The following is a 19,235-nucleotide window of genomic DNA, read 5'->3' as shown; positions in this document are numbered from 1 at the left end:
TTCCTAATCGCCTGTGATAACATTCCGGCCACGTTAACATTCACTGGAAATTAACATGGTTTCACCTGCGACAACAAGTTCACCTTCGCGCCGCCACGCGATGACCATCGATGTAGAAGACTATTTTCACGTATCCGCCTTTGCCAAGGCGATAAAACCTTCTGAATGGGACAACTGGCCATCTCGGGTAGAGCACAACACGCGCTCGTTACTGGAACTTTTCGCAGAGCAAAATGTTAAGGCAACCTTTTTTGTTTTGGGCTGGGTAACGGAGCGGTTCCCCAACCTTGTAAAGGAAATCGACGAGCAGGGGCACGAAATCGCCTCACACGGCTATAGCCACCAATTGGTATATAACCAGTCACCCGAAATCTTTAGGGAAGAAACCGCTAAATCCAAACAGCTTTTGGAGGATATTATTCAGCGACCGGTGGTAGGCTATCGTGCTGCCAGCTACTCCATTACGGCAAAATCCTTTTGGGCCTTAGATATACTCGCCGAACTTGGCTTTACTTGGGATTCCAGTATTTTCCCTGTGCATCACGATCGTTACGGCGTCGCAGGCAGCCCCACCCAACCCTATACAATTTACACGCCATGCGGGGCAACACTTTTAGAATTCCCTTTAACCACCGCGCATGTTTTAGGTATGCCTATACCCGCGGCGGGCGGCGGCTATTTTCGCCAGTACCCTTATGCGCTGTCAAAATGGCTTTTTAAAACCGCGAGTGAAAACGGCGAGAAATCTCTCATATTTTACTTACACCCATGGGAAATTGACCCCGAACAGCCACGCATTCCCGATGCCGGCTGGCTTTCGAATTTTCGCCACTACACCAACCTTTCCCGATGCAAAAGCCGCTTAAGATCTATGCTTCAGGACTTTGAATTTACTACCGTGGAGAATGTGCTTAAAGACTCCGACGTTTCACTCGAATTTAAAACAGCTTAATAATGGATTTGAAAAGACTACTCACTGAGTTCCCCACACTGGAACTAAGCACCCTGCTCACTGATGAGCAGGCGATTACCCTAGCGAACACGCTTTACGCGCAGATTAGCGCGCTACAGGTTTCGCTAAAGGATTTGCAGGCGCAAAAACGAGAACTCAACGCTCAGTTTAAGCTAGCAAAGGGCGATCAGCAAAAGCTGGCTCTGCTTAAGGCTCAATCAAAGTCGCAGTCACTTGCAATAAAAGAAAAAGAGAGCGAACTACGCGAGCACGGACTGAACCTACAGGCCCTTTTTGAGGTTCAACACAAGGAAGAGGTCTGGCCGCCCGAACGCTTCACCACAATCACACGCAACACATCATCCAATAATATTTCGGTGATCGAAGCAACGGATACCGATGCCTCGCGGTGGAACCATTATGTTAACGACCACCCCCAAGCATCGGCTTACCACGATTATCAGTGGCGCTCCGTTATCGATCTATCCTTCAACCATCAGTCCTTTTATCTTGTTGCTGAATCCGAAAACAAACAGGTGATAGGTGTACTTCCCCTCACGTGGCTAAACAGTAAACTATTTGGCAGCTTTAGCGCATCCGTGCCCTATTTCAACTACGGTGGCGTATTAGCCGACAACAGTAATATAGAACAAAGTCTATTGCGCGCCGCAGTGGCTTTGTCTAAAAAATTGGGGTGGGAGCATATTGAGTACCGTACCTGCAAGGAAGGCCTAGACCTACCTTCTGTATCCCACAAGGCTTCCATGATATTACCCCTGCCGGATACTGAAGAGGGGCTCGACAAAGCTTTGGGGGCAAAAGTGCGCGCCCAGTACCGCCAATCGGAACAGGCGCAACCAGCTACTCACTTCGGTGGAACAGAGCTTCTCGATCAGTTTTATGAAGTGTTCGCACAAAATATGCGCGACCTGGGAACGCCCGTTTACAGTAAGGCGTTTTTCAGAAATATTCTTACGACCTTCCCTGAACAAGCAAAGATTATTGTGATTACTGTGGATGGTTCGCCTGCAGCGGTAGGTTTTTTACTGGGCTATGGCGAAATATTGGAAATACCCTGGGCTTCCACACTACGCAAATTTAATAAGTACAGTATAAACATGTGGATGTATCGCCAAATTTTGGGCTACGCCATTGATAAGAAATTTATTTACTTTGACTTTGGCCGCTCATCAATTGACGCTGGCACGTATAAATTTAAGAAACAGTGGGGCGCAAAACCCATTCAGCACTATTGGTATTATCAGCTGGCCGACGGAAAGGCCTTACCGCAACTGAACCCCAACAACCCTAAGTACAAACTCGCCATAAGCGTTTGGCAAAAACTACCGGTATGGGTAACGAAGATAATCGGTCCACCGCTGGTTAAATACTTACCCTAAAGAGGCAGCACTTAAATCCATATTTTTTTGTTACACAAACGCGGCGCAACAATCCGATATTCATAGCGGCCCCCGATGCAGCGTTGATAATTTAGCGAATAATATATTCAGCTCTTAGACCGACTAGATTTTCCGTAAACCCTTGCCCTTCTGTGCCCGACTGTCGATCGCGTGCTGCATAGTATGCCGAAAGATTTAGTCCAAATCGAAAACCCTGCTGTAGCTGAACTCTACTCAGACTATCGATAGAGTCCCTTAGGTCATCTTCCACAAATTCTATTTTCGTGCGCTGGTAGGAATACTCCAAAGAGGTATTCGCTTTGAAGCTGTATGCGAAAGTGGCAATTCCTCTATTGGAGGTATTGCTTTCTTCTGTGAGCGACAAGTACTCTTCTTCCTCTCGGCTCACCTGTAAAGACAGTGAGCACCTGCCACACAGTGAGGTATTCCGATAAAAAATATCGCCTGCGGTTAACTTAAACTGGTCAGCACCAAGAGCGCTAGCATCAACCACGGCTTCGGCTTCCTCCATAATAGCACCGCGATTATTGTCGCCATTAGAGGTATCCGTTATACGGCTAATAAAAGCCGCGCCAAACGCCTGACCTGTTGCATTATAGGTAAAATTTATATCGTAACTCGGCGCTTTATACTCTTCGCCATTTTGCTTGGTAAGGTTATACCCCAAACTTAAAGAATAATTTAACTTGCGCAGGCTGGCGTCGTAATTGAAGTAAGCGTTTTGCTGATCATACACATAGTCAGGTATTTCGGTGTATTCAACTTCAAAAGCGGAAACAGAAACGCCCATATTGCTAACGGGCGAAAGAGCGTGAGCCCATGTTGCAAGGCCGCCGGTACGGTCGGAATTACGCTGCTTTTGAATGTCGAAACGCGTTTTGGTGTAGATGCCTGTAATGTTAATAGAATCAACCGAACCCACCTTAAAAAGCAACATAGGGTTAACATCCAGAATGCTGCGCTCATCGCTGTTATCGATGGTGTCGGCTTCACCTCGATCGATTAAGGTTCTAGACTGCGAGTGATTCGCGCTAACCGAAAATAGCCCGCTCTCTTTTCCCAACCGTAAGCTCGCCGCACCTTCTGTAATTCCTCGCTCTGGCTGACTGTCTTCGCCGTAGGAAAACTTAGAAAATCTATAATCTATATCGTAAAGATAAAAAAGCGATGAATCACTAAGAGATGCAGCTGCTCCGTACTCAGACTGCAATTCCGACAGTTTGTTCTCGTCATCCAAGAATGCATTATCGGATTCGGCCGCATCGGCAAATACCGAAAACCCGTAGTCGACGGCAAATGTTTTTGCACTACCAAGGGTGCCAATAACCAGCGCTATAGCCAGCGACAACTTACTGTTTGTCATTGTTTATTTCCTTATTTTTAGTGCCGGCCAGCATTAACCCTATGCTTACTCAACAACCATTAATTGATTGAGCACCACTGCGATATATCCGAGAATAAATAGAAAGAAAACACCTACTAACATTAGCGCATCGCGCCTAAGAATTCGGGTCGAAATGGATGTATAGCAATAGGGGACTGCCCCCAATAGGCGCAAATTCCCATAGCCAGTTTCCAAAGAAGCTGTCGAGCGAATTCGAGGGTCAACCATAATATAAGCAACGATGAGACCAATAGGTACTAGTAATGCGAGTAGCGGCGCTATCACAGCAAAATGTATAAATTTCAGCCCCACAGAGCTCAAGGGGTAGACCGCCGGCTCGTGTACGCGGTATGAGATTCCCTGCCCTTCAATATCTAACACCATGGATAGCCGCGCGCTCTCTTTTCGCTGTAACATTTCTTCGTACACATTTTTAGTTACATCGTAGTCACGTGTTAGCTCAGAAAGCTCGGCCTCATTACTGGCTACTTTTTCCGCACGAAGAATGCCCGTTTCCAATAATCGATTCAGCGATTTCAAACGCTGTGTCTGAGCTTTAAGGTCTACTTCGGCAACGGAAAGCTGTAGCCTTAATTCCTCGTACAACGGATTCTCAGCACCTTTATTGTTGGATCGACCCACAACACCTTCGGCTTCATAAACCGAGTCAATCTGCGTATCCAGCTCGGCAATCTGCGCTTTGAGCGAGACGATATCGGGATAGCTCTCTTGGTACATTAAGCGCAACTGCTCAAGGTTCCTTAACATTTGATCCTTGGATTCTTCAAGCACTGTCAGCCGAGATCTTGCTTGAAGGAAATTGGACTCACTAGCAAGTTGCTTTTTCAAAGTGGCTATTTTGGATATTGTTTCTTCTTCACTTAAATCCAGAGACTCAATTTCACTCCTAAGATTTGAAATCCTTAGGGTAACCGCCGCCTCACTACCTTCAACATTTTTCGTTTTAAACACTTTCAAGCGGTCTTCCGCATCTTCCAATTGTTTCTTGTAGGCCTGCACCTGCGAATCAATAAACTTGTACGCCCCGTAGCTCTCTTCTTTCTTTTGCCTATTGGTGTAGGAGATAAAGCTTTGTATCGTGGCCACGAGAATATCGTAAGTTCGGTCGGGATTATTAGACGCAAAAAGCACTTTAAAGTATTCTTTTCCCACCGATTCAATATGTATTGTGCCACGCAAATACTTTACTTTTTGTTCTAAAACCTCTGGCGAGGCCCCAGGCTGTAATAGATTGGCTTCTTCAATAACTTCTTCAAGAAACTTTCTCGTATAAATAATATCTTTAGCCGATTTTGCACCATCAATATCAGTAACTTGTGCCCGTCCACGCAGCAAAGGCTCGATAATATTAGTTTGATCCGCATACAGTGTTGCGCTTGTTTTGTATGTTTGTGGCCAGGTATAACCTACGGCAAGCACGAGGCAGCAAATAACGATAAAACCGGCCAGACACCAGCTTTTATAGCGTACAAGCTCAAGCTTTAACGCGAAAAAAAGTTCTTTTAACTGTTGCGAATCCATAATTTTTTAAAACGCTCTTTCTGGGACAGTAACAATATCTGAAGGCAGTAATGGATAGTTGGAATCCAGTTTGCCCTTGTTTAAGATATCATCGAGATAAATGGGGTATATTTTCACCTTATCATCTACCTTTCGATACAATTTTGCTTTGTTTGCGCTAGCGAACTCACTCAAACCACCCGCCTGCAGTACCAAATCTAGAACGGTCATACCATCACGATAAGGCATGGAAAGCTGACCGTTTACTGCGCCTGTTATACGAATACGACGCTGAAAATCCGCGCTACTAGGGTTGGTCACAATTACAGTAACCTGAGGATTGCGAATATAGGTCGTTAATTCTTCAGAAATACGCTCGGACAAACTCTCGGCAGTTTGACCCGCTGCAATAACATCGCCCACTAAAGGCATAGATATTTTCCCATCTGGACGAACGGGAACCGCAACCGATAATTCTTCGTTACGCCATACGTTAATGGCTAGGGCATCCGCAACACCAATTTTGTATGCATCCGTATTTTCTGGCGGTTGATATTCGGGCTTTTCCTTAACCACATTTGAGCCACAAGCCACCAACATGATACTTAACAGCATCAACCCCGCATTACGAAACAGCTTCTTTATTGTGATCATTATTCCACTCCTTTTTTAATGAACGCCCTTACCCAGCAACACAACCTCAACGGTTTGGATCATAATCAACAAATCCATCAGGAAGCTGTGGTTTTTGGTGTAATACAGGTCGTATTCCAATTTGTTTTTGGCATCTTCTTCGGATGCGCCGTAGGGGTACTTTAACTGCGCCCAGCCCATTAAGCCCGGCTTAACGGTATGCCGCACATCGTAGTAGTCGAGCTTTTCACTGAGTTCTTGTACAAATTCTGGTCGCTCTGGCCGTGGGCCAACAAAACTCATTTCACCGCGTATAACATTGTATAACTGTGGCAGCTCATCCAAACGGGTATTGCGGATAATGGCGCCTACCCGGGTAACTCGATTGTCGTTCTTCTTCGCCCAAATAGCCTTACCGCCCTTTTCAGCATCCTGGCGCATGCTACGAAATTTGTATATGCGGAAGTGCCTGCCGTTGTAGCCTACGCGATTCTGGTAATAAAGTATCGGCCGCCCCGTCTCCAAGAATACCGCTAACGCCGTAAGTAGCATAAACGGCGCTAGCAATAGGCAGAGCGTAAGACTGATACCCAAGTCGAATGCCCGCTTCGCCATGTCACGGCTTTTTGAATAATGGAAGCCATCGGAGTAAAGCATCCAGGAGGTCGATAGCAGCGGTATTTTCATCCGTGTAAATTCACGCTCGTAGAAAGACACCGCTTCAGAAATATGCACAGAGCGCAGCTTCAGTAAGAGGAATTCGTAAAGGGGCACCCCGCCGCCTTCACTGCGGCGGCGCTCGTCCTGAGCAACCACAATTTCCGATATATTGTGCTGTTGAATAAACGAAAGCCAATCACCTGGAACCTCGAATTGCATGCCCTGCGGAATACGTTCATCAAATGTCGCGCCAAGGCAGCCGACTATCTGTGTTTCACGCAGCCCTTCCTGAGCGGCCGACTCCACCAAGAAACCCGCCATGTTGCCGCTGCCGCAGATAACAACGTTGCGACGCAACTGGTTGCTATCAATAACCCGAGTGAAGGCCAAGCGCACTAGCAGCACCATGATAAAACTGGCGAGCAGCGACCAAAACACTGCCGTTTGATGCATGGTAATCGACGGTAATACAAAACCTGAGAGCGTAAACGTAAGGCTGCCAAGGAGGAAAAAACTGACGATAGTACGCAACACCATATTGGTAAAGCTCTCGCGAGTAAGCGCACCGTAAACCCCCATAGCGAGGGTGCAGCAGGCCATGACGATAGCGTAGGTAACGGTTTGACTCCAGAAAGGCGCATGCTCGAAAAAATTAAACTCCGGTGGTGGCGTAAGCAGCTCAGAAAGCTGATGCGCAATTACCCCATGGCCGGTCATTTCAACACAGCCAAGTACCAGATAAGGAAGATGAAGATAGTGTTTACGAATGCGGATATAGGCCACTCAAGGGTTCCCGTAAAAAAGTGAGGACATTACCAAAGAATTATTGCAGCAGAGCACCAGCACATCCCATATTGAGCCCTACTGCTGCAGGCCGCTAATTGTCTTAGATTCAGCGTTGCAATGCAAAGTGACGATAACACTTACACCCAATTATTTTGCAGTAACCCAGGGTGAATAAAAGCTGTTCTGCGCCATGCTTTTACACTAGAATCCGCGCTCTTATTCATAGCTCACTAGAGGAAAGGCTAATGAAACAAGTTAAAAAAACTGCCGAGTACACCATATTCCAGCGTAACGATGAACGTTACGCCATTCGCAACGCCGATAAAGCCTGGATCAACGGCGACGACAAAGTTGCGATTCTGCTGAAAGAAGGCCTGATGAAGAAGCCAGAGCCTAAACCCGAAGCGCCTGCAGCCGAAGAAGCTAGCGGCGAAGAAGCGGCAGCCGAGTAAACCGGATACGCACACAGATCCGTATAAAAACCGGAAGCCCTCCAAGCTTCCGGTTTTTTTTCGCCTTTAGTAAAGGCGTTTGTTCGACGACGCCCCCGGCTACTCTTATACTGGTGGGCCACGCTTGTACTCGTGAGACATTTATACTAGTAGAACATTTTTATACTAGTAGGACACTGGGCAGCCACTCCATTGAGGATATAATGTGCGCTACAACAACCAACAATTCAACCACCGCCAATCGGCAAAAATCGGCATACTCCTCACCAACTTGGGTACCCCAGCGGCACCAACTAAAAAAGCATTACGCACCTACCTCAAACAATTTTTGTCAGACCCCCGTGTAGTTGAAGTGCCACGGTTACTCTGGTGGCTGGTACTTCATGGTGTCATTCTTAATATTCGACCAGCCCGTTCAGCACGGGCCTATGACACCGTCTGGACTGAGCAGGGTTCTCCGCTTGCCATCCATACCGCCGACCAAGCCGAACGCTTAGCCCGAGCGCTCAGTGTAACCGCAACGGATGACGACAATTTACCGGTTGTACGCTGGGCTATGCGCTACGGTCAACCCTCAATAGAAAATACTGTGCAGAAAATGCTCGACGAAGGCGTACAACGCTTACTGGTATTACCCTTGTATCCACAGTATTCAGGCGCCACTACAGGCTCTACTTTTGATGCGCTAGCCGCTGACTTTACTCAACGCCGCTGGATACCCGAACTGCGTTTTGTTGCTAGCTATTATCAGCATCCAGCTTATATATCCGCTCTGGCAAACAGCATTCGTCAATATTGGGCAGAGAACGGTCGCGCCGGCAAACTGATACTGTCATACCATGGCCTGCCTTTACGCTATTTACACAAAGGCGACCCCTACCACTGCCAATGTCTCGCCACCTCCAGGCTAGTAGCAGCAGAGTTGGAACTAGATGAGCAAGACTACATCACCGGCTTTCAATCCCGCTTTGGTCGAGAGCAATGGTTGCAGCCCTATACCGACGACATATTAAAAGCCTTACCCGCCAAAGGCGTAAAATCGGTTCAAGTTGTATGCCCTGGGTTTTCTTCCGACTGCCTAGAAACCCTCGAAGAAATAGGGGTTGAAAACCGCGACTACTTCCTTGAGGCTGGCGGCCAAGATTACGGCTACATACCAGCCCTTAACAGCAGCGATGAACATGTTCAATTTTTGCTGCAACTGTGTCACGAACAGCTACAGGGTTGGCAAAATCTAAAAACTGAGTCCGCCGCTGATGCCGAAAAGCGAGACGCGCGAGCCAGTGCCTGCGCCTACAATCAGCAGCCGTAAAACAATAAGAACCACACACTGCAAGGAGCGACCCCCATGAAAACACGCGCCGCCGTAGCCTTAGCTGCGGGACAACCACTGGAAATTCTTGAAGTCGATTTGGACGGCCCTAGGGCCGGTGAAGTGCTGGTTGAAATTAAGGCTACCGGTGTTTGCCACACCGATGCTTTCACCCTATCGGGGGACGACCCCGAAGGTGCGTTTCCCGCCATACTGGGCCATGAGGGTGCGGGTATTGTGCAAGAAGTGGGAGCTGGCGTAACGTCACTGAAACCCGGCGACCACGTTATTCCCTTATACACCCCCGAATGTCGCCAATGCGATTATTGTCTGCACCCCAAAACCAACCTATGCCAAGCGATTCGCAGCACCCAAGGCCAAGGCGTTATGCCCGACGGTACCAGTCGGTTCTCACTCGATGGCAAACCCATCCTCCACTACATGGGCTGCTCCACCTTCTCTAATTACACTGTGATGCCGGAAATCGCCCTAGCAAAAATTCGTGAGGATGCCCCCTTCGACAAAGTCTGCTACATCGGCTGTGGCGTAACCACCGGCGTTGGTGCCGTACTATTCACCATGAAAGTCGAAACCGGCAGCACCGTTGCGGTATTTGGCTTGGGTGGCATCGGCCTCAATGTTATTCAAGGCGCACGCATGGTGGGCGCCAGTAAAATTATTGGGGTGGACACCAACCCTTCAAAAATCGCTCTCGCACGCCAGTTCGGCATGACCGACTTTGTAAACCCTAATGATGTTGAAAATGTAACGGACACCATTGTGCAAATGACCGGTGGTGGCGTGGATTACAGCTTTGAATGTATTGGCAACGTAAACGTTATGCGCGAAGCGCTTGAGTGCTGCCACAAGGGTTGGGGCGAAAGCTGCATTATTGGTGTCGCCGGTGCCGGACAAGAGATATCTACCCGCCCATTTCAGCTAGTAACCGGGCGCTCATGGCGCGGCACGGCCTTCGGCGGAGCGAGGGGCCGTACAGATGTACCTAAAATTGTCGACTGGTATATGGACGGAAAAATCGATATCGACACCTTGATTACCCACACCATGCCACTTAACGACATCAACAGGGCGTTCGATTTAATGCACAAAGGCGAAAGTATTCGCTCGGTAGTACTCTATTAAAGGAAAAAGCCCAATGCTCGAAATTGCCCGACAGAAATGTTTTGCTGGCTATCAACTTCGCTTCCAACACCAAAGTGACCTACTGAAATGTGGCATGCGCTTTTCGCTGTACCTGCCACCGCAAGCCGAAACCCAAAGTGTGCCGGTTTTATTTTGGCTTTCCGGGCTTACCTGCACCGATGAGAATTTTGTGCAAAAAGCCGGTGCCCAGCGCTACGCCGCCGAGCACGGTATTGCCCTACTTGCGCCCGATACCAGCCCACGCGGAGAAGATATCCCCGACGACCCGCAAAGCCATTGGGATTTTGGCCTAGGCGCAGGCTTTTATTGCAACGCTACCGAGCAACCCTGGCAACAGCATTACCAAATGGAAAGTTACATCTGCCAAGAGTTACCCGCACTGCTGGCAGCCAATTTCTCTCAATTGTCCGCACATTACGGCATTGCAGGGCACTCCATGGGTGGTCACGGCGCCATCACCCTGGGCCTAAAGAACCCACAGCTGTTTAAATCAATCTCGGCCTTTGCCCCTATTTCATCGCCCATGAACTGCCCATGGGGCATGAAAGCGCTCACCCACTATCTAGGTGCCGATAGAACCAGTTGGCAAAAATACGATGCCACCGCGTTAATAGGGGAACAAATCTGCAAAACACCCCTCTATGTGGATCAAGGCGGCGATGACGACTTTCTAGAAGATCAACTTCAGCCAGAGCGGCTGCGCGAAGCCAGCGAACAGAATAATCACCCACTCACGCTGAATATACGTGAGGGTTACGACCACAGTTATTTCACCATCGCCAGCTTTATTGGCGAGCATATTGCCTATCACCGAGGGCAACTACTAAGCTAAAGACACGGAACATTTATGCAGGGACAGAGTATTTTAGATATGGCGGTAGTAATGACCAAAAACGAAAGGCGCTGCTTTGAAGCGGCCATGCGTTGGCAGAGGCGTCAGCTCGTGCAAGAGCTGGGTCACGCGCTGGTGCCCCGCCTGCCGTTTTTGCACCTGCTAACATCTACAAGCGCCATTACCAAACTGCTGTACACCATGGTAGTTCTGGTGCTTTTGCCCTTACTTGGCGTCATCTGGTTACTGCGCTCACTGATCCAAATAATCGCGTTGCCGTATCGCATCGCCCTCACCCATACCAGCCCTCGTGGGCTAAAAGCACCTGGCGAACGCAATATTCAAGGTATCCACAACGCCTTTACTCGGCACTTTGATTTATCGCCAGAAAATTACGTTAATTGCGTAAATGACTGGATAGCCATTCTGTACAGCGAAGAGGCACTGGAGTTTGTAAGAATGGATCAGCTGGTAAACCTAAAGCGGCTGGAACAAAGCATTTTTACCGGTGTTGAAGTACCCATACCACAACTGCGCAACACATTATCTCAAGCGCGCGAGACCTTATCCAAAAAGCTGGGCCACTATTCCTAATCGTCTGTATTAGATACCCACAGTTTCAAAATAACCCGCCAACCTATAACCGTTATCTACCGACACTTATCTACTCGGTTAAATCGAAATTCCGTTATCTTTTTGACAGTACGGCCATCAACTCTATATGTGGCGTTTGTGGAGACATATCCAGCGGCTGAACTTCCACAACCTTAAACCCGTTTTCCATAAAAACGCCCAAATCGCGGCTAAAAGTTGCTAGGTCACATGAGATATAGAACACCTGCTGTATAACTGATTTTTTTACAAATAAAGGCTTGCTTACTTTCAACCCTTCTCGGGGTGGGTCCAACACCAGTATTTCCGCTGTTTTTACATGGGGTAACAGCTTTTCGGCATCTATTTCTGAAAACAGATTACAGGCCAGCGTAGAAACATTTTGCAGCTTTCTCGCCTTCAGGCCCTCAAGCGCAGTTTCAACTGCTTCTACCGCCAACGTGCTTTGCGCACAGGAAGCGGCAATCACCTCGGTTAAATTTCCCGAGCCACAAAAAAGCTCCAATACCGATTTGCCCGCCGCATAACGGCTCAAGCCTTCCGCTAGCCAGCTGCGGATAACCGCGTTTTGCTGTGTATTCGCCTGCTGAAATGGCAACCGACTATCCACGCTTGCGGTGTCCGCCGATACCGATTCGTCAATATCTAAACTGGTCCACTTTTGCTTAGCTGTGGGCCTCCACTCGGCATTGGGCAGAAGCGCTCTTAAGTGCTGCAACGTTTGTTGATTATGTTGCGAGAGAACTGGGCAAGCGCCAACATCTACCAACTGGTTCGAATTGGCTGCCATATAACCGAGCTTGCGCCCATCTGTTTTAAGCTGGGCGCGGTTGCGATAGCCCAACTGCTGAGGTGATGCCAGAATAGGCTGCACTTTGTCTTCACAAGCCAGTCGCTTCATCGCCTTTTGCACGCGCGCCTGCTTGGCCGCCAATTGCTGCTCATAGGCCATAAACTGCCAGGGGCAACCACCGCAGGTGTTTTCACTAAACCCGTGGTGCTCACAGGCCGGCGTTACCCGAGACAAGTGTCGAGCCTCTTCATCTGCCGATATTAACTCGGCGAATCCAATTCGGCCTTTTAAACCGGTAATGCGAAACTCACCCGCTTCCCCCAACCACACCCCAGGCACAAAAAAAGTTCTGCCTTGAGGGTGAACAACAACACCTCGACCATCACTGGCTAAATCGCGGACTTCGCCTGTAAATTTTTGACCCACTTTAAGCAACTGCGTTTACTCCCGATTACATGTCGCGGCAGTATACCGCTTCTACACGGCGCTTCTAAACCATTACCAAAGCCAACCAAAAAACGCTGCGTAGCCGCTTGAGTACCCCCCCCCAAGATTCCTGTCGCTATGCTCATTGGAGAGCTATTCGAACAAAATTCGCTTGCCTACCGAGGCAAATTTAACTCAACATTTGGAGTCACCTATTATTACGGTAACAACCCGAACCCCATACCGAGAGTTACCAGCAATTCCCTGTAAAAAGCTATTCTCTTTGTGGCGAAACTTAACCAGAATAACCTCAGATTTGTAGCGCTACCCCTCGGGCGCCTTGCTATTCAACGCTATTCGAATTCAAACAAATAGCTTCCAGTGGTAATAAAGCAGGTGAAACATCCAAGAAACATAGCCCCTTACAATGGGTTAACCACGTATGGTTAAAATAACTGTTTGATATGGTCGATATTGTAATTGCCTTGTCAGTATCGCCTGACAGTAGGTAAGATGGATTGTCCCATTTTATCAACCACTCCTAGCTATGGCACTTATACGTTTTGAAGGACATAACGACCTACTGCCGCTGCAAGCGCATCAAATTATCGGCCGCAACGCCTACGGCAATACTCATTTGTTAAGTGATCGACGAATTTCCACCATTCACTGTCAAATTCGTTGGCACAACAATGGCTGGTGGCTAAAAGATCTCAGCAAAAATGGAACCTGGGTTAACAATACGCGCTGCCAACCGCAGGTTGAAATATTACTTCAGAAGGGTGATTGCGTTGCACTAGCAATAGAAAATCACCTACGCTTCACGCTCGAAGATTGCTCTCCGCCGGTCGCGACTTTAGTACGCCTAACGGAACAGCCCCTGGTCATCCAATTGCAGGAAATGAACGCCCTGCCAGACCCAAGCCAACCTGAAGTATTTATCTATAAAGCCGCGCAAGGCCTATGGGTGTGTGAACAATCACAAACGACCCATACACTGAGCGATGGTGAACGTCTATTTTTTGATGAAGAATTCTGGTTGTTTATTGATTCACGAACCGTGGATTACACCATTGATGCCGCCCCCAGCCAACTTCATTCTGCAACACCTGCTGTACTGCACTTTAGTGTGAGTCAAGATCAGGAACATACTTTTTTAAAAGTGGAAAGTGCCGGTCAGTATATTGACCTAGGTGAGCGCACACACCACTTTTTACTGCTAACGCTGGCACGAAAACGACAGGAAGATATAAATAATCACATAGCGACAGAAGAGTGCGGTTGGCTGGACATGGACGAACTCTCACGTATGCTGGGTCTTGAAGTTGCACATACCAACATCCAAATTTTTCGCGCGCGAAAACAAATATGTGAAGCGCTTTCGCCCGCCCTCCCGCCCCTGCAACTTATTGAACGTCGTCGTGGCGCGGCACGAATTGGAAATTTACCCGTGCACATTAGTTGCCGTGTTATGCACAGCTCCGGTGCAGACACAATTTTCACTTAACCCTCTCTAGAGCACCCCTCATAAGTAATTTTGCGCTTCAAAAATTATTTAAACGAACTTTGGCGGCATTTAACGCCAAAAATCCGGCGTGTGTTTTTTGCCACTATACATAGCAGCACTTCGGTGTACTATCGATTACCTCATTGCACAATCGTGCAAACTCAGATGTATACGTTAGGCGCGGGCCCGGTTTAATCGGCCACGAAAAATAAATAACTCAAAATGGGTTTAACGTGACGGACTCGAGCCAGAATTTTTCAATAGCCGCCCCAAGTACCGTTGGCCGCTACCAATTGCAATCTTTGCTGGGTGAAGGTGCATTTGGTGAGGTATACCTAGCAAAATCCATCGATAACCCAACTCCTGTTGCCTACAAAATGCTCAAACAGGCCTCTTCTTCTGGAGCGGCCATTCGTGAACGACGCTTTGCCCGCGAAATCGATATTTGCAAATCACTAGACCACCCGAACGTAGTCAAAGTTTTTGATCACGGCATTCAGCAAGACGGGAAATTATTTGCGGTATATGAGTATGTTAGCGGGCAAACACTACGTGATTATTTAGCTTGCCAACGAATGTCTCCACTGTTGGTGGCCGATATTATGGCCCAGGTACTCTATGCGCTTGCCGAGGCCCATCGCCGCGGTGTCATTCACCGGGATTTAAAACCCAGTAATATTATGGTTAATTTTGATCATCGGGGGCCCAATATAAAACTGCTCGACTTTGGTGTTAGCCGCCATATAGACGACGATACCAATTTAACCACTAACAACGAAACGTTGGGAACCCCGGCTTACACTGCCCCAGAACAATTGCGCGGAGATTGCGCCAGTGAAAAATCAGATATCTATTCCTGGGGATTATTACTGTATGAATGTCTTACCGGCAAGCCTGCGGTTGTGGGGGCCACCTATGCGGAAATTTGTCATCAACAATTGTTACCGGCAGAAATAGTATTTCCACAAAGCATAAGCCTTCATCCTGTATGCGAATTATTACGCGATTCCTTATCCAAAAACCCTTTCAAACGTATTGGTAGCGTTGAGGCACTGATCAAAAAGTACAAAACCATCAATTTTTCGACGCTTAGCCAACATTACTCTAATCTGCAATCATTAACAGATAAAACCGCAAGCGTGATTCATTCAATGCCTAACATTTTTAACTATCGCTGTGCGGTCGCGGTGTGTATAAAACCTAAAGAGCTGTTGGCCGCTACCCACCACTTAAGCCTAGAATCAATCCAGCGACAACAATTAACGGCCGTACAGGACATGTTTGCAAAAGTGTTTGAGCGTGACGAATATAAAACGGTGCGTGCGGGCTGCGGATTTGTTGTGTGTTTTAACGAACAACAGGGCGAGAAGGACACCGTACTACAAACGCTCCTCAAGAAAATATTGGCTTTTACAGAATCCTGTAGCACAAGCCAGTCAACCAATTCCGATTTTGTTTTCACTATCGGTGTGCACGGAGTAGTAACCAAAGATGAATGGCAAACAACTGATGATGCCCTAGTTAACAGCGCACTGCTCATAATGATGAACGCCCCACCAAATGCATTGTCGTTAAACTGCAGCACCTTTCGACAATTAATACCCGAAAACCAGCATTCAAAATTTATTCAAACCGATTCCGATACCCACTCCCTTCCTTTCGATGGCCTCAATCACATAAACCTAGGCTAGAACCAAAAGAACATTTTTTGAGCACCTACTGTAATGACCGGTAATAGTTGTTGTGCTGGTACTTTTCTACACTCTTCCGCCCAAGCTGCTAACGTCACTGCAAGCCAGAGACGCAAATATTTTAGTCATCACCTCAGAAAAGAGGATGTATCCATGTCGGAAATCGCGCTTGGCTGCAGTAAATAATGCCTTACGAATTTTAATCGTGACGTAAGTAAGCTTGAAGTCAACTAATCGATAGCAAGGTTAGTTACACCAATATAGAAGTGAGTGATTTTTTACAGTGTATGGCGTCCAATGCGGGATTGCGATACTCACCCCAGGTTCAATCTGTAAATGCACCACAAACAATACTACTTTCAATGATATAACCTTCGTATTGAAATTGTGGTCACAGGCTCTTCTTCTTTGCAATTGATTCATCCGGCAATATTGGGTCTAGCCATATATTGAGCATGGTTTCAAGAACAGAATAACGATTATATGTCTTCTTAAGAATCGCAACATGTTGAGCTTGATCGGGAACTAGAAAAAGTAGGGTTGATTTCAGCGTTTTAACCATTTCTTCCTTCTTTAGTGCAGTGTTCCTTCTCAGGAAATTAGCCGTCTCCAATGCCATTTGTGTAGCCATCTCACCCTTGATTTTTTCAGTGAGAAAGCGTTTCTTTACACTTTCAGGAATACCGTTTGGATACAACCTCCGAAGCTGCCTAACCGACTTTATAAATCCGTCCGCAACCTTTTGTGGTGTATTGGGGTGCTGGATAATCAAATAGGCAACAATCATGTTTGGATCGGCAGTCAACCAATTAAAACCTTTCCCGATATATTCAGGCATGAATGAATTCATTGCTCCTGTTGAGCTCTTAATTGCCCCCAATTGCTCAGATGAAACAACATTGGAGGGAACAACTTTTGCAATTTCATCGAGTATCCCTCGTGTTTTTTCGCCGCTTAATCGCCAGGCTGATGCACCAATAACGCTGATTCCGCTTTCCTCATTTCCAATACGAAGTCCCAATCCGTATGTACTGTCGAATGCTCCGGCCGAATCTCCTTTAATCACAGCCTCATTTTTTCTAAGGGCTTCAAATGCTTCTTTTGACAAAATGGCTGCCGGTCCCGATGTGTCACTTTCGGCATCCTCAGCGTCAATATCTTGCCCTATACCATAGACAAAATAATCTGCCGTAACCGGGGAGTTAACCGTAGTGCTTTCACCGTCCCTTATTGTGAATGATATTTTCAAAGTGCCGTCGTTCTGAATTAAAATTTTCTCGGAATCACGTTTTGCAGCCACTCGCTTCTCTTCCACCTGAGGACTTGGTGCATTTTTCAATAAGGTCTTATATAGGAAAGGGGGTTTACTACCTAACCACGCAACCAGGGTGCCGCCATCGGCAATGGCTCGGTCTGCAGCATCAATAGCTGCATTTGTCCCTTGTACCACAACATTTTTACCTGCCACTTCATCGCTTGATAAACGTAAAAACGCATCCATATCCATCACTTGATTTCTAATCGTTCTTTTTTTGGCTCTCTCGTTTGAGCCAATCCGCTCATCTTCAACATTATTTACTTTCGCATGATTGGGCAATCTGTGTGGCCCGCCACCGGTACCCATGACAACTTTTTTTGCAGCATAGAAGCCTCTATCAGTTTCGATGATATAATCGAACAGAGTGAAATTGTTCCGCTGTAACCGCCACTCCAAAGCATCCCATAACTTTTTATAGTTAAACGTGGAGGTAGGTGTAAGTAACAGCTTCCGAAGGGTTGGATCATCAAGGTCAATCGCCTTTGATACCTTTTTTACACTGCCGTCTATTACCGTAGCTGCAGGACTAACAATGGCTTCCTTCGTTTTCTGAGCAAACTCAGTGCGTGAAGCAAAAACATCTTCAGGTTCGTGGGGAGAAAACTCTTCTTTTCTCGTTGCGAACTGGGATTCAGGAGCTTCTTTTCCCCATGGTTCAATCATACCCATAGGATGATTAACAAAAGGCACTATCCCTCTTCTTGATTTCCAGGGGTTTTCTTTCCCAATGACAATAGTATGCTTGTGGTCGTAAGATTTACCAAGACTGGTAATGTAATAGCCAATACTGCTTCCCATGCCTAGCAGTGCTAGTTTAGAGAATCCATTTATATTTAAACTTGACTGTTTCGCCGCTCCAAATGTATTAGCCTCCTGTTCCTGTTTTTTCTTGAAGGGTTTGTCTTGCTCGACTAGCGTTGTTTCCTCTTCGTCACTTTCAAACCCCTTTCCTTGACGTTTAATCTGGTAATAAAGCAAGCCTACCTGTTGGTAATTATTTAGGTCAAACTCTCCAAAGAATTGTGAGCGTTCGTCCATTTTCACCATGCCATTCAATATTTGCAATTTGGTCAAGACATCATCTGAAGATATTGCTTCCTTTTCCTCGAAATTGCGTATACTTGCTATCACAGCATCACTTCTGTCTCTATCATAGCCAGAATAATTAACTACTCTTTGAGCAACTGCAGTTACATTTATATTTGCTTTGGTATGCCTAATTTTATTTGGATTCTGAAACTGACTTACCTCCCTGATTCTGACTCCAATTTCATCTGCTTCTTTTTCAAGTTTTTCATCGTCGTTAATATTCAGCATGTTCTTCTTTTGTATAGTCGGCTTCACCCTTCCTTGCTTTTGCTGAACCACATGCCAGGCCTCATGAGGCAAATGTTTTTCTTGACCATATGCTAAGTGAATATCCGCTCCTTGTGCATACGCATGGGCTTGAAGTTGCGCAGGTTTATCCGAGTTATAATGTACTTTTACATCATCCATGGAATAGCCAGACAGATTCTCAATGCCGGATTTGAGATTATCAGGTAAGCCAGTATTATTTTCTTTCTTTTGAATAGAATGCCGTTGTTGCGCAGAGTTATTCACAGCCATTGTCCGTAATTTTGCTGTTTGTTTTACCTGGGGGGTAGTATTCACCAGCTCTTGCTGTTTTCTCTGAGCAACAGTCTCCGTCCGATTATCCGCCATTCCAAAGCATTCATCGCTGGTATTCTCTTTTGGTTTCTCTACGTGCGTATACATATCTCCAACCTTT

At 46.9% G+C, this 19,235-nt stretch carries 15 protein-coding genes; 9 read left to right on the top strand and 6 right to left on the bottom strand.

Annotated elements, in window-relative coordinates; all coding sequences use genetic code 11:
• The first annotated feature begins 55 nt into the window (after nt 1-55).
• Both H5336_RS12190 and H5336_RS12185 read left to right on the top strand, forming a co-directional pair.
• Nucleotides 56-952 (top strand): XrtA system polysaccharide deacetylase, encoded by an 897-nt coding sequence (locus H5336_RS12190; protein WP_185234520.1) that lies wholly within the window; start codon nt 56-58, stop codon nt 950-952.
• A 2-nt stretch (nt 953-954) separates the two neighbouring features.
• Nucleotides 955-2,352, top strand: a complete 1,398-nt coding sequence (locus H5336_RS12185) for a FemAB family XrtA/PEP-CTERM system-associated protein (protein WP_185234518.1) — start codon at nt 955-957, stop codon at nt 2,350-2,352.
• A gap of 91 nt (nt 2,353-2,443) precedes the next feature.
• On the opposite strand, the gene H5336_RS12180 is transcribed toward H5336_RS12185, so the two are convergent.
• From H5336_RS12180 to H5336_RS12165, 4 genes are read right to left on the bottom strand one after another with little or no spacing between them, the layout of a single operon-like run.
• Nucleotides 2,444-3,736, bottom strand: a complete 1,293-nt coding sequence (locus H5336_RS12180; RefSeq protein ID WP_185234516.1) for a hypothetical protein — start codon at nt 3,734-3,736, stop codon at nt 2,444-2,446.
• Nucleotides 3,737-3,781: 45 nt separating this feature from the next.
• On the bottom strand, nt 3,782-5,299 hold the full coding sequence (locus tag H5336_RS12175) for an XrtA system polysaccharide chain length determinant (protein WP_185234514.1): 1,518 nt from the start codon (nt 5,297-5,299) through the stop codon (nt 3,782-3,784).
• A gap of 6 nt (nt 5,300-5,305) precedes the next feature.
• A complete protein-coding gene (locus H5336_RS12170; protein ID WP_376766532.1) occupies nt 5,306-5,932 on the bottom strand; it encodes an XrtA/PEP-CTERM system exopolysaccharide export protein in 627 nt (208 codons plus the stop codon).
• Nucleotides 5,933-5,947: 15 nt separating this feature from the next.
• Nucleotides 5,948-7,354 (bottom strand): TIGR03013 family XrtA/PEP-CTERM system glycosyltransferase, encoded by a 1,407-nt coding sequence (locus H5336_RS12165; RefSeq protein ID WP_185234512.1) that lies wholly within the window; start codon nt 7,352-7,354, stop codon nt 5,948-5,950.
• Nucleotides 7,355-7,602: 248 nt separating this feature from the next.
• Between H5336_RS12165 and H5336_RS12160 the strand changes: the two genes are divergently transcribed.
• The 5 genes from H5336_RS12160 to H5336_RS12140 all read left to right on the top strand — a co-directional run bounded on the left by H5336_RS12160 (nt 7,603) and on the right by H5336_RS12140 (nt 11,711).
• Nucleotides 7,603-7,809, top strand: coding sequence for a hypothetical protein (locus tag H5336_RS12160; protein ID WP_185234510.1), 207 nt, complete (start codon nt 7,603-7,605; stop codon nt 7,807-7,809).
• Nucleotides 7,810-8,014: 205 nt separating this feature from the next.
• Complete coding sequence (gene hemH, locus H5336_RS12155; RefSeq protein ID WP_185234508.1) at nt 8,015-9,121, top strand: ferrochelatase; 1,107 nt, start codon at nt 8,015-8,017, stop codon at nt 9,119-9,121.
• A gap of 36 nt (nt 9,122-9,157) precedes the next feature.
• Nucleotides 9,158-10,264 carry an S-(hydroxymethyl)glutathione dehydrogenase/class III alcohol dehydrogenase gene (locus tag H5336_RS12150; RefSeq protein WP_185234506.1) on the top strand — a complete coding sequence of 369 codons (1,107 nt, stop codon included), beginning with the start codon at nt 9,158-9,160 and terminating at the stop codon, nt 10,262-10,264.
• A 13-nt stretch (nt 10,265-10,277) separates the two neighbouring features.
• Nucleotides 10,278-11,117: an S-formylglutathione hydrolase gene (fghA, locus tag H5336_RS12145; RefSeq protein ID WP_185234504.1), complete on the top strand. Its 840-nt coding sequence runs from the start codon at nt 10,278-10,280 to the stop codon at nt 11,115-11,117.
• A 51-nt stretch (nt 11,118-11,168) separates the two neighbouring features.
• Nucleotides 11,169-11,711, top strand: a complete 543-nt coding sequence (locus H5336_RS12140; RefSeq protein ID WP_185234502.1) for a hypothetical protein — start codon at nt 11,169-11,171, stop codon at nt 11,709-11,711.
• 94 nt (nt 11,712-11,805) lie between these two features.
• Here H5336_RS12140 and H5336_RS23630 read toward each other — a convergent pair whose 3' ends face one another.
• Complete coding sequence (locus H5336_RS23630; protein ID WP_185234500.1) at nt 11,806-12,948, bottom strand: class I SAM-dependent RNA methyltransferase; 1,143 nt, start codon at nt 12,946-12,948, stop codon at nt 11,806-11,808.
• Nucleotides 12,949-13,495: 547 nt separating this feature from the next.
• Here H5336_RS23630 and H5336_RS12130 point away from each other — a divergent pair.
• Nucleotides 13,496-14,455, top strand: coding sequence for an FHA domain-containing protein (locus H5336_RS12130; protein WP_185234498.1), 960 nt, complete (start codon nt 13,496-13,498; stop codon nt 14,453-14,455).
• Between the two features lie 233 nt (nt 14,456-14,688).
• A complete protein-coding gene (locus H5336_RS12125; RefSeq protein WP_185234496.1) occupies nt 14,689-16,146 on the top strand; it encodes a serine/threonine protein kinase in 1,458 nt (485 codons plus the stop codon).
• A 391-nt stretch (nt 16,147-16,537) separates the two neighbouring features.
• Here H5336_RS12125 and H5336_RS12120 read toward each other — a convergent pair whose 3' ends face one another.
• Nucleotides 16,538-19,222, bottom strand: coding sequence for an eCIS core domain-containing protein (locus tag H5336_RS12120; RefSeq protein WP_221628049.1), 2,685 nt, complete (start codon nt 19,220-19,222; stop codon nt 16,538-16,540).
• Between the last annotated feature and the right edge of the window lie 13 nt (nt 19,223-19,235).

This window comes from Teredinibacter franksiae, assembly GCF_014218805.1.
In the GTDB taxonomy this organism is placed as follows: Bacteria; Pseudomonadota; Gammaproteobacteria; order Pseudomonadales; family Cellvibrionaceae; genus Teredinibacter; species Teredinibacter franksiae.
This window is presented reverse-complemented; position numbering and strand designations above follow the sequence as displayed.

Bases quoted from the DNA above. Each gene is read 5' to 3' on its own strand.
- H5336_RS12150 (WP_185234506.1), top strand. From the start codon at position 9,158: ATGAAAACACGCGCCGCCGTAGCCTTAGCTGCGGGACAACCACTGGAA.
- H5336_RS12130 (WP_185234498.1), top strand. From the start codon at position 13,496: ATGGCACTTATACGTTTTGAAGGACATAACGACCTACTGCCGCTGCAA.
- H5336_RS12170 (WP_376766532.1), bottom strand. From the start codon at position 5,932: ATGATCACAATAAAGAAGCTGTTTCGTAATGCGGGGTTGATGCTGTTA.
- H5336_RS12180 (WP_185234516.1), bottom strand. From the start codon at position 3,736: ATGACAAACAGTAAGTTGTCGCTGGCTATAGCGCTGGTTATTGGCACC.
- H5336_RS12120 (WP_221628049.1), bottom strand. From the start codon at position 19,222: ATGTATACGCACGTAGAGAAACCAAAAGAGAATACCAGCGATGAATGC.
- H5336_RS12185 (WP_185234518.1), top strand. From the start codon at position 955: ATGGATTTGAAAAGACTACTCACTGAGTTCCCCACACTGGAACTAAGC.
- H5336_RS12175 (WP_185234514.1), bottom strand. From the start codon at position 5,299: ATGGATTCGCAACAGTTAAAAGAACTTTTTTTCGCGTTAAAGCTTGAG.
- H5336_RS12140 (WP_185234502.1), top strand. From the start codon at position 11,169: ATGACCAAAAACGAAAGGCGCTGCTTTGAAGCGGCCATGCGTTGGCAG.
- fghA (WP_185234504.1), top strand. From the start codon at position 10,278: ATGCTCGAAATTGCCCGACAGAAATGTTTTGCTGGCTATCAACTTCGC.
- H5336_RS12190 (WP_185234520.1), top strand. From the start codon at position 56: ATGGTTTCACCTGCGACAACAAGTTCACCTTCGCGCCGCCACGCGATG.
- H5336_RS12160 (WP_185234510.1), top strand. From the start codon at position 7,603: ATGAAACAAGTTAAAAAAACTGCCGAGTACACCATATTCCAGCGTAAC.